Origin of the sequence: Fulvivirga kasyanovii (assembly GCF_009711405.1) — a bacterium.
Lineage (GTDB): Bacteria > Bacteroidota > Bacteroidia > Cytophagales > Cyclobacteriaceae > Fulvivirga > Fulvivirga kasyanovii.
On sequence record NZ_SMLW01000593.1, the window covers coordinates 8964 to 24098 of the forward strand.

Consider the following 15135-nt stretch of genomic DNA (forward strand, 5'->3'; position numbering starts at 1 on the left):
ATTATTGCTGATCGCCTTTTGCGATCACCAATTACCATTCACTGTTTCACCGGTCAACTTCTTCAGTCACCTATCTTCTGACTTCAAACCCAGGCCGAATACCGATTACTGGTCGCCATCCCGCCTGGTCATCAAGCACATCACCTACTCTTCTTCCCCTTCTTCTCAGCCCTTTCAACTCCTGTCAATTCTTCCTGCTCAATGATGGCGGTTATGATAGAGGTTTGACCGTTGTCCATACGGGTCCACATGGGTACTATTCTGCCCTCATGGGCCGCTATGTTGGAGTAGTCGCCGAAGAAATATTCTGCATCTGGCGTAAAAGGTGTTTCGCTGATCTTTCTATTGACGAAGGAATTACCTCCGTCTGTAGAGTAGGCCAGGTAAACATCGGTTTGAAGGTCGTCATAATTCCGTCGGTCATAGTATACGATGTAAATAAAGCCGCTGGTCTCGTCCATAGTCATCCACGACAGAAACTGGTGCTTGCCCGGGGCATCATCATTCACACGAACAGGCACTGACCATGTATCGCCATGATTGGCTGATTTCATGAACCATATGTCTGTATCATCTTCACCATTACGCTGGTCAGACCAGTTGAGATATAAAGAGCCTCTATACTGGCTGTTACTGTTGTCGCATATAAGTACAGGCATACCATTGGTCCTGTTAAGCCCTGGTATGTTCAATGTCCATCCCCCAGGCTGTTCCACCACTACTATGTCATTCCTTAGCCACGTTTTGCCCTTATCCAGCGACCTATCGAGGTATATCTTTTCTCCATATGACCATGCTACATAAAGTTGCCCTAAAGGCCCAACAGCAGGCACAGCTCCCTCCACAGTATTATCATCGTCTATACAGTCACCGGAAACCTGGTTTATCTGTACCGGGTCAGACCACTTTTTGCCTCCATTGCTCTCTGACAACAGAATGTTGCTATAGCATGTGGAGTCTTTAGACCCATAGTCATCGAACTGCGTCCAGCTTGCGTAAATACTTCCTGAATTGGGATCGGCCACTGCCCATTCCTTATCCTGATCCTTAGGATGGTTATAACCGATAGAAGCTCCATCAGACCAGCTCTCTCCCTGATCTGATGATTTCTGGCACACGATCCTGTCCAGTATTTCTTCGCTTTTCCAGTTTTTGCCGGTCGGATCCGACAAGTGGAAGTAGTAAAAGTCCCCCTTCCTGTCTGATATTACGACCGGATCGCCCCACACACCCATAGAGGAGGTGAGCCTGCTTTTGGACCAGGTTTTTCCACCATCTTTGGTCACATACACTTTATCCAAAATGGCTGAACCTACTATATTGTCACGGTCTTTATATGAAATAGCCACACTTGGCTCAGCAGGGGCACGGGTGATGGAGTCCTGCCTGTCCAGAACGATGTTTTTAAACTGGCCGAAAGTATAGGTTTGTGCAAAAATTGTGATCAGGGATAAGCAGAAAATATATCGCATAGTTGATAAATTAGTTAAACAAATATACAATTGCCTTTAAACTGTGCAACAGGCTGGCTTGTTGTTAATTTAATTATTAATTCCGACAACCAAATCATATGGGACACGACCACGGACATCATGGCCACCATCACCATCACGGAACAAAGAACCTCAAGGTAGCTTTTTTCCTTAACCTGGGTTTTACCATTATTGAAATCATCGGTGGCTTGCTCACCAATAGTGTGGCCATTCTCTCCGACGCATTACATGATCTCGGCGACAGCCTTAGCCTGGGCCTTTCATGGTACTTTCAAAAGCTTTCAGGCAAAGGACGTGATAAAACCTTTTCATACGGATATAGCAGGTTTTCATTGTTAGGTGCAGTTATTAACTCGGTGGTATTGCTTACTGGCTCGGGCATCATTATTTATGAGGCTATCCCACGTCTTTTTAACCCTGAACAACCAGATGCCCAGGGCATGATGTATCTGGCCATACTGGGTATAGTAGTCAATGGAGCTGCAGTACTCAGGCTTCGGAAAGGGTCATCATTAAACGAAGAAGTGGTATCCCTCCACTTGCTTGAGGATGTGCTGGGCTGGGTAGCTGTTTTGATAGGCTCTATTGTTATGAGGTTTTATGATGTACCTATTCTTGATCCGATCTTATCTTTACTAATAGCCTGCTACATCCTTTACAATGTGTTTGGCAATATTAAGAAGAGTTTCAGGATCATACTGCAGGGTACGCCCCAAGGTGTGGAAATAGATAAAATTATGGCTGAGATCAATAAAAACCCGGAGATCAGAAGTGTGCATGACTGCCACCTATGGTCAATGGATGGTGAATATTATGTTTTCAGTGCCCATTTGGTAGTTGCCCAGGAAAAGGGCATGGCGGAACTGGCTGGGATAAAAGAGCAAATAAGGGATCTGCTAAAGTCATTTTCCATTGAGCACGCGACCATTGAATTTGAAACCGAAAATGAATCGTGCGAGCTTGAACACTGCTAACCTTAAAAAATAGAGGTTCCTGTTTTGGTAGTAAAAAGTTCCAGAGCCTTCATGCCCGCCAGGGAATTCCCCTTTTTATTCAACCCCGGACTCCAGGTCACTATACTATATTCATCCGGGAGTATGGCTGCTATGCCTCCTCCTACTCCACTTTTACCAGGTAAGCCTACCCGGAACGCAAACTCACCGGCCTCATCATAAAACCCGCAGGTCTGCATAATAGCTGTTATCCTTTTGAACTGGCTTTCTGTAATGTATTTTTTGGTGTCTATCACACCCCGGCCATGGTTGGCAAATACCCGAAAGGCTTTGGCCAGTTCACTACAGGTCATTTCAATGGAGCAAAACTCAAAGTACAGGTCAAGCACGTCCTCCACATCATTCTCAATGTTTCCGAATGACTTCATCAGGTTGACCATGGCAGCATTTTTAAAGCCGTGCTGCTTTTCAGAAGCGGCCACTTTCATGTTGCAGAAAATTTCCGAATGCCCTACCAGGTCACGTACATACTCCAAAAACTCAGTACGCGGATCTTCAAAAGAAGATATCATCATATCAGTGATCACCAGGGCACCTGAATTGATAAAGGGGTTACGAGGGATACCACACTCATGTTCCAACTGCACCAGTGAGTTAAACGGGTCACCTGAAGGCTCCACATCTACCCGCTCATACACTTTCTCACCCAGGTGTGAAATGGTGAGGGCCAGCATAAAAACTTTTGAGATACTCTGTATTGAAAACTTTTCATGCACATCGCCAACCGAATAAGCATTGTCCTCAAGGGTAAGTAGGTGAATACCAAATTTACTGGCGTCAACATTGGCTAATTCCGGAATATAATCAGCCACCTTACCTTTATCAAGCAAGGGCAGTACTTCCTGGTGTATCTCTTCCAGTATCTTTTGGTAGTCCATAGATTGTGATGTTAGTTTTGAGCCACTTAAAGGCTGCTTCAAAAGTAGGAAAATATAAGAAGTGAACAACGTAAAAGCCCCTTCCTTGTACAAAAGAAGGGGCCAGGCATATAACTAAATAAGAACTATGCTTTGTAATAAGGAGGCTGTTACTTTTTATAAATATCCACCGGAACATTCATAGACTGATCTTCACCAACTTCTACCACTGATGAACCATAAACGGTAATTTCAGCTTTCTGAAAATCAGATTCATTCGCTTTATAAATATTATCGACATACTTCTGCGGGTTTCTGTCAATATATGGGAACCATGTGCTATGGATCTGGATCATTACTTTATGCCCTTTTTTGAAAGTATGCAGAATGTCCTGCAACGGAAAGTTTACCTCTTCTAACTCACCTGGCTTAAACGGCTCAGGCTCGGAAAAACTATTCCTGAACCTTCCTCTGAACACCTCATGCCTCACCAATTGCTGATACCCGGGCATTACTACATGTTCAGGAGTTATTTTGCTTGGCTTTGCATCATCAGGATAAACGTCTATCAGCTTAACCACAAAGTCTGCATCTGTTGAGGAAAGGGCCACTTTAAGTCTGGCCACAATTTCTCCAGCCAGTGTCAAATCTTCCTGAAGCACATCACTTTCAAAGGTCAATACATCTGGTCTTCGGGAGGCATGCCTCTGATCATCAGTCATAAACCTGCGGGGTGTAAATGTTACAGACTCCGTTTCAGAAGTGTAAGGTACCGGGTTGGCCGGATCACTAATATATTTGAAAGTCGCTTCTTCATCCGTTTGTCCATTGATCAATAGCTTGCCATTTTTCGCAAAACGCAACTTCACCGGCGGTATGTCCTTAGGAGGCCATGCAGCAAATTCCTTCCAGGTTTTCAGCCCGGTATCAAACATATAAGCTTCGGGTAAGTCAAGCTGGCCCTCTCCTTTCAGGTGGTGGTTAAAAAACGGCCTTTCAATATTCTTCTGGTAAAAAGTGGAAACACTATCTCCAAAGTAAATATGGTTCACCGCCTGATAACCTTTTTCCCTTGCCCAGTCACCATGGCTCCACGGCCCCATCACTATACTGTTTTTAGCTTTAGGATTGTTTTCCTCTACGGTTTTGTAAATATTCAGTGGCCCGTAAAGGTCTTCTGCATCGTACCAGCCACCTACAGTCATTACAGCATGGTCAATACCGTTCAGGTGTGGCAATATATTTCTCTTTTGCCAGAACTCATCGTAGTTTGGGTGCTCCACGGTCTGCTCCCAAAAGAAATCATCGGGATAATATTTTTTCACATTTTTCAACGGACCAAGGTTCATATGAAAATCATATCCGTCAGCAGTATTACCGGAAGCCTGTAGCTTTGTCCACTTGTCCATATACCAGCTTTCTGTTGTAGGCTCGGTCTGATGGCCGAAAACGGGATAGGCAAACAGGTAACTTTGCAGGAATGCTCCCATATGGTGAAAATCATCAAAGAAGAAATCGGCAATCGGTGCCTGCGGAGATGATGCCACCAGGGCCGGATGCGCCTCGGGAAGGGCGGCTGCCGTATAATGGCCGGGATATGAAATTCCCCATTGCCCTACTTTACCATTATTGTTCTTGATATTCTTTAACAGCCACTCAATCGTATCGAACGTATCTGAACTCTCGTCAATATCATTCTTATTCTTCGGGTTGTTACCTTTTACGAATGGCCTCATATTGTCATAGTCTCCTTCTGACATCCACCTGCCGCGCACATCCTGGTATACGAAAATATATTTATCCCTCATCAGGTAAGGCGAAGGCCCCAGGCTCTTTTTGTACTTATCTTCCCCATAAGGAGCCACGCTGTAAGGTGTACGCTGCATCAGAAAAGGGTATTTCTTAGACTTATCTTTTGGGGTGTATACCGCAGTAAACAGCTTGGTGCCGTCCCTCATTGGGATCAGGTATTCATGTTTGTCATAATTGTTCCTCACGAAAAGTGAGTCCTGATCCTGGGCTTTCAGATCAACATTAAAAGTAGCAAGCCCCAGGAAAAGGACTGCTACCAAAATTCTTATGGTCATATCAGTTTTCAATTTATTATAATTGGTTTTAAATCCTGGCTATACGAACGACCTACTTCTGCAAAGGTTCATATTCTTTAAAAGGAGAAAGGTCAAGCTTTTCCATTTCTTCACGGTAGGCTTTCCACTCTGTTTCAAAAAACTCGTCAACCTCCTTCAAAGCTGCTTCCAGTTTAGCCTCCGCCTGCTCCACCAATCTTTTTTCAGTATCACCGGGTGCAGATAATGACGACTGGATGTAGTAATCGGCGATACCAAGACGATCACCAATATTCGGGGCCGGAGACCTGATTATTCCTTGCTTCTTGCTGTTATCCTCCCCAACAAACGGAACCATCAGGGCTTCAATGGAATCTTTAACTGCATTACTTCTCTCAATAGATGCTTTAAAGGCCTCTTTATCCTTCTCATTCATTTTCTTGATAAAGTTGTCTACAATTTCTTTGGACTCAGCGAGCCTTGCCGTTGCCAGGCCTGCCAGTTCCCTGTCTTTTTCCGTTTGCTTCAGCAAAGTCCTTTGTGCCTTAAGCACCTCTGCCGGCATCTCAACTCTGGGGTCGAACCTCACATGGATAGAGGCTGAATCCGACACATCGCCGAAAGTCATTTTTAGCTTATATGTACCAGGTAATACACTCACTCCTCCCGGTTCAGATTTATTCTTTCCGGGTTTAGCCCTGCTCGGGCCATTCACACCCTTTTCATCAAGCCCCCAATACATCCTCTGAATGCCATTTTCTTCCGGGGTTTTCTGCTTCAAAGTCCTGATCAATTCACCTTTTTGATTGAATATCTCCAGGGTCAGGGAATCGTAAGCCACTTTAGTTGAGTCCTCCGGTGCTTTTTCATTTACCACTTCCGTCTTCTTCTTACCCTTTTTTTTGCCCACAGGCTCCTCTTTTGCCTTCTCCTCCTTCTTTTCAGGCTTATTGACCAGATAGGTTATCATGGCACCTGATTTTCTATTCTCACCACTGTAAATGGCATCAGCGGCAAATCTCGTCCCTGAGGGTTGCTGGTTGAGTGTCAGGTAAGCATCGGGTGCCTTAAACAGGTCAAGTGGCTTATCCAATACCTGCTGACCTTCGCTGGCAATAGCCCTCAACGGCCGGATATCATCGAGTACATAAGCAGCCCTTCCGTAAGTACCGATCACGAGGTCATGCTCCCTGGGGTGAATAACCAGGTCCATAGTGGGCACCTTAGGATAGCCATTGGTCCACTGGGTCCAGTTTTTACCGGCATCAATACTTACATAAAGCCCACCCTCAGAGCCAAGGAACATCAACCTGGGCTCAACAGGGTCTTGCACAAATGACAAAGTATAGTTCCATACCTGGCTTTCGTTCACCATGCTCTGCCACGTATTTCCATAGTCTGTGGTATGGAACAGGTATGGCTTGTAATCAGAATTTCTGTAGTTATTGACCACCACAAACGCCTCCCCTGCATTGTAAGTTGACGGCTTAACCTGGGCCACCCAGCCGGCTTTAGGCATGCCGGTGATTTTCGGGGTAACATTCGTCCATGACTTACCGCCGTCCCTGGTAAGCTGCACAAGCCCGTCATCTGTACCTACCCACATCACGCCTTGCTGTAGCGGACTGGGCGAAATTGCCAGAATAGTAGTGTTATTCTCTGCTCCGGTTGCGTCCATGGTAAGACCGCCGCTCTCATCCTGCTTCTGTTTTTCAGGATCATTGGTGGTCAGGTCAGGAGAGATGATCTCCCATGTACTGCCTTTGTCAGTGCTTTTATGCACAAACTGGCTACCAAAATATATGGTGGAGTTATCAAACGGGTCCTGGGCAATGGCCGCATTCCAGTTAAATCGTAGCCTCATATCAGGGTCAGGGTGTGTAGGCTGAATAAACCTTTGATGTCCTGTTTCCCTGTCATAGCGAACTACGAAACCTTGCTGGGCCATAGAATAACCATATCGTGAGTTATCCGGATCAGGAACAACATCAAAGCCATCACCAAAAGAGATCTCCTGCCAATAGGAGTTCCTTATGCCCTGAGATTTCCATACATAAGCAGGCCCGGCCCATGAACCGTTGTCCTGCATGCCTCCATACACATTGTAAGGATACTCCATGTCCACATTAATATGATAAAACTGGGCTATAGGAAGGTTCTCAACAAACCTCCAGGTCTGTCCGCGGTCATGGGTTATGTTAAGCCCACCATCATTGCCATCGATCATAAAGCTGGGATCGTTAGGGTTGATCCACCAGGCATGGTGATCAGGGTGAACGCCACGGCTGGTGCCATAGGCAGGCATAAGCTGGGTAAACGACTTGCCACCGTCTTCACTTACATTTACATAGGTGAATATGGTATACAGCCTGTTTTCGTTTTGAGGATCAACGTAAATCTCTGAGTAGTAAAAAGGCCTGTTGCCTATTTCATTGGTATCATCGTTGATCTTTTTCCATTTGTAGCCGCCATCATCTGACCTGTACAGGGCATTCTTCTTAGACTCTACAAGGGCGTAAACACGCTTGGGGTTACTCCTGGATACAGCCACACCAATCCTGCCCAGATCACCTTCCGGCAGCCCGTCTTCATCGGTAAGTTTTTTCCAGTTTTTGCCGCCGTCAACGGTCACATATAAACCTGAGCCCGGGCCTCCAGAGTGGAAAGTCCAGGGCTTGCGCCTATGCTCCCACATGGCAGCAAAAAGTTTATTAGGGTTTGTCGGGTCCATCACCAGGTCGGCGGCCCCTGTTTTTTCATTCACATAAAGCACCTTTTCCCAGGTTTGCCCACCATCAGTTGTTTTATACACGCCTCGTTCAGGATGCTCCCCCCAGGGTGAACCGATAGCTCCTGCATAAACCACATCCGGGTTATCAGGGTGAATTACGATACGGTGAATGTGTCGTGTTTGCTCCAGTCCCATCAGGTTCCATGTTTTACCTCCATCAAGCGACTTGTAAATACCAAATCCACCGTTAAGGCTGTTCCTGGGGTTTCCTTCTCCGGTTCCGGCCCATACCACATCGGGGTTATCCTGCTGTATGGCTACTGCTCCGATAGACATCGACTTAACCTCGTCAAAAACAGGCTTCCAGTCTACTCCCCCGCTCTCCGACTTCCACAGTCCTCCTGATGCTGTACCTGCATAAATAATATCAGGCTGATCATGAACGGCATCAATGGCCGTAACCCTGCCGCTCATACCGGCGGGGCCTATGCTTCGGGGTTTCATTTCATTAAGCTTATCCATATCCAGCTTTTGAGCAAAACCCTGAATTGCAAAAAATAATATTGCTGCGGCCATGAAAAGATGGCCTCGAAATGATTTTAACATGTTAATATGAGTTTAGATCTTTAATTAAAGATGCTGAGATGACCAAAGTAATACAAGCTTTACAACGGCGAAGTCCGTAGCTATTTTATAAAAGGTTAAATTGCCCAGCTACGCGGTATCACAGTACGCTCAGGTGTGTTCTATGAAAGGAATTCTACCTCCTTGAAACTGAACTGTTTCAGACCTTTGTAAGTCTCTATCTCAAGCAGGCCGTGCTCGGTTACACCGGTTATCCTCCCTTGAAACACTTCCTTGTCCTTATACAGATGGTCTTCACCGAAACGGTACATATTGTTAAGATATTCCTGCCTCAGGTTATCCACCTCTCCTCTTTTTAATTGCAGGTATCTCCTTTCAAGGTGTTCACATAGTGTACTCAGAGCTGTCTCCAGATCATAAATTTCGCCTGTAATTTGAGAAAGGGAAACAGCTCTCTGCTCAGAAAACTGCTGTTGATTAATATTCACCCCTATACCTATAATAGCATATTCAATCCTGTTGTTTTTCAGTACGTTCTGGATGAGTATGCCGCAGATCTTTTGCTCCTTATAATAGATGTCATTGGGCCACTTCACCTCAAAGCCACTTTTTATACTATTCAAATAATCGACAATTCCCAGGGAGATGATGATGTTGAGGTTGAACTGTTGAACTATTGATAAGAAATTTGGCTTTAGTATTAAAGTAAATGTAAGGTTCTTGTCAGGTTCTGTCAGCCATGCATTGCCTCGTTGTCCCTTCCCGGCTGTTTGGTTGCCTGTGATAACAATTGTTCCCTCAATAACCGGATGTTTTTCAAGCAGATGCGCGGCTTCATCATTAGTAGAGTGACAAGTTGGCAGAAAATTGATCTTTTTGCCCAGAAATAATGTTTTGGCAGGAATTTTATACAAGTATTTTTGTTAGTTTTGTTTAGTATATTTCAAAGATAATTAATGAATGTAAATAAAGATTTAGCTCCTTCCGAAAAATTGAGTCACGCAGTGGTGAGAGGTATGCAGGAGAAAAAAGCTTCCAATATTGTAATAATGGATTTGAGAGAGGTTAAAAATGCAATCGCAGACTTCTTTGTGGTTTGTTCAGGTAACTCTGACACCCAGTTGGATGCCATTGCAGATTCCGTAGATGAAGTCGTTTCCAAAGAACTTCATCAGGACCCATGGCACCAGGAGGGCAAAAATAATAAAGAATGGATGTTGCTGGATTATGTAGATGTAGTAGCCCATATCTTCAAAAAGGACAAACGTGAGTTTTATGCCCTTGAGAACCTTTGGGGCGATGCCAAAATCGAAACCATTGACGACGGAGCCTGAAGAGAAACTTAAATAGATATATAACGTTACACAGTTGATGTTGAGCAATTTTTTTTAAACAGATATGCCAGATAAGAAGAAAAATATTATTCCTAATAAACCTCAAAAACCAAATTATCAGGTATGGGTCATCGTGATCCTGATAGCCGTGATATTTGGTATAATGATATTCAACCAGTCGAGCACGCTGGTACCTATTACTATGAATAGGTTTGAGAATATGATGATGAGCAATGATGTGCAGAGGGTAGTGCTCATAAGAAATCAGAAATACGTAGAAGTTACCTTAAAGCCAGAGGCTCTGGAAAACGCCAAGTACAGAAGTGAGCTGGAAACAAGCAGCCCATTCGGGGTAAGCTCAGGGCCTCACTATAAATTAAACATAGGCTCTGTTGACAGCTTTATTACGCAATACCAGGAGCTCAACGAGAAGCTTCCTTCCGACCAGCAGGTAGATTATGAGGTAGACGACAAATCAGATATCACCAACTATATTTTCCAGTGGGGATTTTTCATATTCATCCTTTTCGGATTCTGGTTCCTGATGCGAAGAATGACCGGTGGCGGTGGCCCCGGCGGGCAGATATTCAATATCGGTAAGTCAAGAGCTGCGTTATTTGATGCAGAAAACAAAGTAAAAATCACTTTTGACAATGTGGCAGGCCTTGATGAAGCCAAAGAAGAAGTAAGGGAGATTGTTGAATTCCTAAAAACCCCTAGCAAATTCACTAAACTAGGAGGTAAAATCCCTAAAGGAGCACTCCTCGTAGGCCCTCCGGGAACCGGTAAAACCTTGCTGGCAAAAGCAGTTGCCGGGGAAGCTGCCGTACCATTCTTCACACTTTCAGGCTCTGACTTCGTGGAGATGTTCGTGGGTGTTGGTGCAGCCAGGGTAAGGGACCTGTTCAAGCAAGCTAAAGAAAAAGCCCCCTGTATAGTATTTATTGATGAGATCGACGCTATCGGCCGGTCAAGAGGTAAAGGGCAGATGCCTGGCTCCAACGATGAAAGGGAAAACACACTGAACTCACTTCTGGTAGAAATGGATGGTTTCTCTACCGATAGCGGTGTAATTATACTTGCAGCGACCAACCGCCCTGATGTACTGGATTCAGCATTAATGAGACCAGGAAGGTTTGACCGGCAGATCAGTATTGACAAGCCGGATATTGTAGGCCGTGAAGCGATATTCAAAGTACACCTTAAGCCATTAAAGCTTGGTAAGAACGTAGACCCTAAAAAGCTGGCAGCCCAGACTCCTGGTTTTGCAGGTGCAGAGATCGCCAACGTTTGTAACGAAGCGGCCCTGATCGCTGCCCGTAAGGATAAGCCTGCTGTAGAAATGCAGGACTTCCACGATGCTATCGACAGGGTAATCGGCGGACTTGAAAAGAAAAACAAGATTATATCTCCTGAAGAGAAGAAAATTGTGGCCTACCATGAGGCAGGACACGCCGTAGCAGGATGGTTCCTGGAGCATGCTGATCCTTTAGTGAAGGTAAGTATTGTACCGAGAGGTGTTGCCGCATTAGGTTACGCCCAGTACTTGCCCAAAGAGCAGTTCCTTTACCAGACAGAACAATTAATCGATGCCATGTGTATGGCACTGGGCGGCAGGGCCGCAGAAGAGATCATCTTTGACAAAATATCTACAGGAGCACTTAGTGACCTTGAAAGGGTAACTAAAATGGCTTACAGCATAGTATCTGTTTATGGTATGAATGACAAAGTAGGTCACGTATCTTTCTACGACTCCAAGCAGTCTGACTATAATTTCACCAAGCCTTACTCTGAAGCTACGGCAGAAACTATAGACCAGGAAGCTCGAAAAGTTATTGAAGATGCATTCCAGCGAACAAAAGACTTGCTGCTACACAGAAAGAAAGAACTGGAAATAGTAGCCAAAGAGCTGTTGGAAAAAGAGATCATCTTCCAGTCTGATCTGGAAAGGCTGATCGGTAAGCGACCATTCTCGCACCCGACAAATTATGAAGCTTTTACTAACGGACAAGATAAAAAAGAAGAGGAAGAAGGCCACAAGCCTTCGGGCATGGGAGGCTCCTCAGCACCTGAGGAATCTACAAAACCTCTTGACGTAGACTCTACGAAAAAGGATATATAAAGATAAACCATGTTTGAAAAGAGGCTGTTTTGAAGGTCAAAATCATTTTATGATTGGCTTTTGAAGCAACCTCTTTTTATTTTAGCGTTCTTACAAACTGATATGCCGCACACCATAGATACCCTGAGTGGAAAGAAAATATATTTTGCCTCTGATTTCCATCTGGGAGTACCCACTAAAAGCAAAAGCCTGGAAAGGGAAAAAAAGATTGTGAGATGGCTTGACCAGATCAAGGCCGACGCTCACTCTATATACCTGCTCGGCGACATCTTTGACTTTTGGTTTGAGTACAAGCATGCCATTCCCAAAGGCTTTATCAGGCTGCAGGGCAAACTCGCGGAATTAACGGATGCAGGCATACCGGTTATCTTCTTTACGGGGAACCACGATATGTGGATGTTTAATTACTTTACCGAAGAATTAAATATCCCTATCTACCGCAAGCCTCTCCAACTTGTAGTAGGAAAGCATAAGCTACTGATCGGGCACGGAGACGGCCTTGGCCCCGGTGACCACACCTATAAAGTATTGAAGAAGGTATTTAGCAGTAAACTATGTCAGTGGCTTTTTGCAAGGATACACCCCAACACGGGTATCGGCATAGCCAACTTCTGGTCCAGGAAAAGCCGCATCAGCAATAGTGGAGAGGATGATCGTTTCATGGGCGACAAGGAGTTTCTCTGGCAATACTGCAAGGAGGTGGAACAAAAAGAGCACCACGACTATTATATTTTTGGCCACAGGCACCTGCCCCTCGATTTGGAAGTAGGTGAGCATAGCCGTTACTTTAACCTGGGAGAATGGGTCAACTTCCAGACCTATGGCACTTATGATGGTGAAAAATTTGAGATTCATACTTTTGAGGAAGACAGCCGCCAGTAAGCTGTTTTTATTCATAGCCTGCCTTCTATGCTGTACATGGAGCTATGGGCAGGCATTGATACCTATTGACTCTACAAGTATTAACACTCCTGTAAGCGCCTCCATTGACCGGTTAAACCACATCTATATAGCGGATAAAAAGGGCAACCTGAACCAATACAGGAACACCAGCCTTATACAAACCTTCTCACCACAGCAAATGGGAAACATTACCCTGGTAGAAGCCTGGAACCCACTCAAGATCTTTGTTTTTTATGCAGACTTTCAGGAATATGTATTTCTAGACAGGTTCCTTTCTGCCTCTCAAAGGTTCCCGGCCCCGGAGCTCTCCCGCTACAGTGGCATGATGACCATGAGCTATGATAACAATCTATGGATAGTCGATTATATCAACTTCGGCCTGAGAAAATATAACATCAACTTCGGTGACTATACCATCAATACACCCTTTGACCTGATCCTTGACCCTGATAAATACGAAATAACTTTTATCCGTGAGTACCAAAACCTGGTCTTCATCAGCGACAAAAACAGCGGCATACTGGTATTTGACAATCTGGGCAACTATCTCAAAAAAATACCGGCCAAAGGAGTAAATCATTTTAGCTTTAAGGGCGACGACCTGTACTACATTTCAGATAGTACACTGATAAAAGTGAACATCTATTCTGACAAAAAATCTTTCCTTCCCCTACCCGGGAAAGCGTTATTTGCCTTTTTATACGATGAAAATAAGCTGGCGCTGATCTCGGAAAGTGCATTAACCAGCTATCTGATTAAAGAAAAGTAAAAAATACCCCTGTTTGGGGGATTCGCAGTACCCATTTATTTATGATATTGCTTTCAAGTTCTGATTGATTCAAAAAAACTTCCCTTTTTGCTCCGCAAAGTACGAGGGAAGTTTTTTGTTTATGCTGCTATCTACATTTGGGTAATTGGAAAGTAAATCTGCCGAAAAGGAGGATCAAGCGGAATTTCTGGGGGAGAGCCTAAATTTTTCACCTCTTTGCTGACAGACAGTTGTTAATCAGCAGTAGGCAAACTCGTATAATGATAACAATAAGCACGGTTTACTGATTTTTAGTGGCAAGTTTTACATTACTTGCTTACTTTTCAGTCCATATACTCCACAGGTTTTACCTTTGCCCCGAAAAGGACTACTATAACTAATGCCGTATCGTAAATTCATTTTCTGTTGCCAAACATTTTTTATAAATATTGGTTGGTGTTTTACAGCATAGCCATCAAGTTAAGATCAAAGAGTACATGGCAAGCCCCTGTAAGGGTCAAATCTTAATAGCATCAGGTTACTATGCTAAAGTTTGGGCGGCTGTTAGCGCATTCTTAAGGTTTCCAGCCAGGCTATTCATGTTAAAATACCGCAGGGATGCAGGAGATGACGGCTAGTGCTGACAGAAGTTAAATCCATTAGTTATGAAGATAAGAGAAGGTATAGAAATCGAAACACACTACTTTGAAAATAGTGGAAACATCCCTAACAGCAAATACCCGGTGATGATCTATCACCAGGCATTTTCAGATACGGAACCGCAGGCAGCGGACTGGCTGAAGCAAAGGTTTGCTTCGAACAACTGGACAAATTCATGGAGATGGGGCGTATATGATTTCCATCACTATCATAGCAACACCCATGAGGTTTTAGGTGTGTTCAGTGGCTGGGCATTGTTGCACTTAGGCGGCCCTAACGGAAAACAGATAAGAGTTAAGAAAGGAAATGTTATAGTTATACCTGCAGGTGTTGCTCATAAGTGCCCTGAGGCTGGAGACAGTTTTGAAGTAGTCGGCGCCTATCCTGACGGCATTCAACCTGACATGAACAAAGGCGAGGACGGCGAACGACCGAAAACTGATAAAAACATAGCCACCGTACCTTTTCCTGACAAGGACCCATTGAACGGTGAAAACGCAGGTATAATCAGCCTCTGGAATACTTCTGCCTAGTCCCATCTGGTCTTCGGTTTAAGCGCAGCGATCCTAAGACCTAAAATGAATAGGGCGTCCGCCCGGGCCAATTCTTTAAATGCTATCTTT

Annotated in this window: 11 protein-coding genes; 6 read left to right on the forward strand and 5 right to left on the reverse strand. The window is 44.5% G+C overall.

The genetic code is table 11. The features are described from left to right. Window positions 1–140 precede the first annotated feature (140 nt). Window positions 141–1472, reverse strand: a complete 1332-nt coding sequence (locus E1163_RS17180) for a sialidase family protein (RefSeq protein ID WP_155173688.1) — start codon at window positions 1470–1472, stop codon at window positions 141–143. A gap of 98 nt (window positions 1473–1570) precedes the next feature. Between E1163_RS17180 and E1163_RS17185 the strand changes: the two genes are divergently transcribed. After that, window positions 1571–2467: a cation diffusion facilitator family transporter gene (locus E1163_RS17185; protein WP_155173689.1), complete on the forward strand. Its 897-nt coding sequence runs from the start codon at window positions 1571–1573 to the stop codon at window positions 2465–2467. Between the two features lie 2 nt (window positions 2468–2469). On the opposite strand, the gene E1163_RS17190 is transcribed toward E1163_RS17185, so the two are convergent. The 4 genes from E1163_RS17190 to E1163_RS17205 form a co-directional block, all read right to left on the reverse strand. Beyond that, complete coding sequence (locus E1163_RS17190; RefSeq protein ID WP_155173690.1) at window positions 2470–3384, reverse strand: glutaminase; 915 nt, start codon at window positions 3382–3384, stop codon at window positions 2470–2472. Between the two features lie 149 nt (window positions 3385–3533). Next, a complete protein-coding gene (locus E1163_RS17195; RefSeq protein ID WP_155173691.1) occupies window positions 3534–5450 on the reverse strand; it encodes a CocE/NonD family hydrolase in 1917 nt (638 codons plus the stop codon). Between the two features lie 52 nt (window positions 5451–5502). Further along, window positions 5503–8766, reverse strand: a complete 3264-nt coding sequence (locus E1163_RS17200; RefSeq protein ID WP_221418023.1) for a VPS10 domain-containing protein — start codon at window positions 8764–8766, stop codon at window positions 5503–5505. A gap of 140 nt (window positions 8767–8906) precedes the next feature. Then, window positions 8907–9659, reverse strand: a complete 753-nt coding sequence (locus E1163_RS17205; RefSeq protein WP_155173692.1) for a biotin--[acetyl-CoA-carboxylase] ligase — start codon at window positions 9657–9659, stop codon at window positions 8907–8909. Between the two features lie 42 nt (window positions 9660–9701). On the opposite strand from E1163_RS17205, the gene rsfS reads away from it, so the two are divergent. The 5 genes from rsfS to E1163_RS17230 all read left to right on the forward strand — a co-directional run bounded on the left by rsfS (window position 9702) and on the right by E1163_RS17230 (window position 15045). After that, window positions 9702–10079, forward strand: a complete 378-nt coding sequence (rsfS, locus tag E1163_RS17210; protein ID WP_155173693.1) for a ribosome silencing factor — start codon at window positions 9702–9704, stop codon at window positions 10077–10079. Between the two features lie 64 nt (window positions 10080–10143). Next, a complete protein-coding gene (ftsH, locus tag E1163_RS17215; protein ID WP_155173694.1) occupies window positions 10144–12201 on the forward strand; it encodes an ATP-dependent zinc metalloprotease FtsH in 2058 nt (685 codons plus the stop codon). A gap of 102 nt (window positions 12202–12303) precedes the next feature. Beyond that, complete coding sequence (locus tag E1163_RS17220) at window positions 12304–13083, forward strand: UDP-2,3-diacylglucosamine diphosphatase (RefSeq protein WP_155173695.1); 780 nt, start codon at window positions 12304–12306, stop codon at window positions 13081–13083. Next, window positions 13061–13873: an NHL repeat-containing protein gene (locus E1163_RS17225; protein WP_155173696.1), complete on the forward strand. Its 813-nt coding sequence runs from the start codon at window positions 13061–13063 to the stop codon at window positions 13871–13873. Before E1163_RS17220 ends, E1163_RS17225 begins: the two co-directional genes overlap by 23 nt. A 644-nt stretch (window positions 13874–14517) precedes the next feature. Further along, window positions 14518–15045 carry a cupin domain-containing protein gene (locus tag E1163_RS17230; RefSeq protein ID WP_155173697.1) on the forward strand — a complete coding sequence of 176 codons (528 nt, stop codon included), beginning with the start codon at window positions 14518–14520 and terminating at the stop codon, window positions 15043–15045. Window positions 15046–15135 lie beyond the last annotated feature (90 nt).

Coding starts and splice junctions, on each gene's coding strand:
- E1163_RS17195 (WP_155173691.1), bottom strand. CDS start 5,450: ATGACCATAAGAATTTTGGTAGCAGTCCTTTTCCTGGGGCTTGCTACT.
- E1163_RS17190 (WP_155173690.1), bottom strand. CDS start 3,384: ATGGACTACCAAAAGATACTGGAAGAGATACACCAGGAAGTACTGCCC.
- ftsH (WP_155173694.1), top strand. CDS start 10,144: ATGCCAGATAAGAAGAAAAATATTATTCCTAATAAACCTCAAAAACCA.
- E1163_RS17230 (WP_155173697.1), top strand. CDS start 14,518: ATGAAGATAAGAGAAGGTATAGAAATCGAAACACACTACTTTGAAAAT.
- E1163_RS17220 (WP_155173695.1), top strand. CDS start 12,304: ATGCCGCACACCATAGATACCCTGAGTGGAAAGAAAATATATTTTGCC.
- E1163_RS17180 (WP_155173688.1), bottom strand. CDS start 1,472: ATGCGATATATTTTCTGCTTATCCCTGATCACAATTTTTGCACAAACC.
- rsfS (WP_155173693.1), top strand. CDS start 9,702: ATGAATGTAAATAAAGATTTAGCTCCTTCCGAAAAATTGAGTCACGCA.
- E1163_RS17185 (WP_155173689.1), top strand. CDS start 1,571: ATGGGACACGACCACGGACATCATGGCCACCATCACCATCACGGAACA.
- E1163_RS17200 (WP_221418023.1), bottom strand. CDS start 8,766: ATGTTAAAATCATTTCGAGGCCATCTTTTCATGGCCGCAGCAATATTA.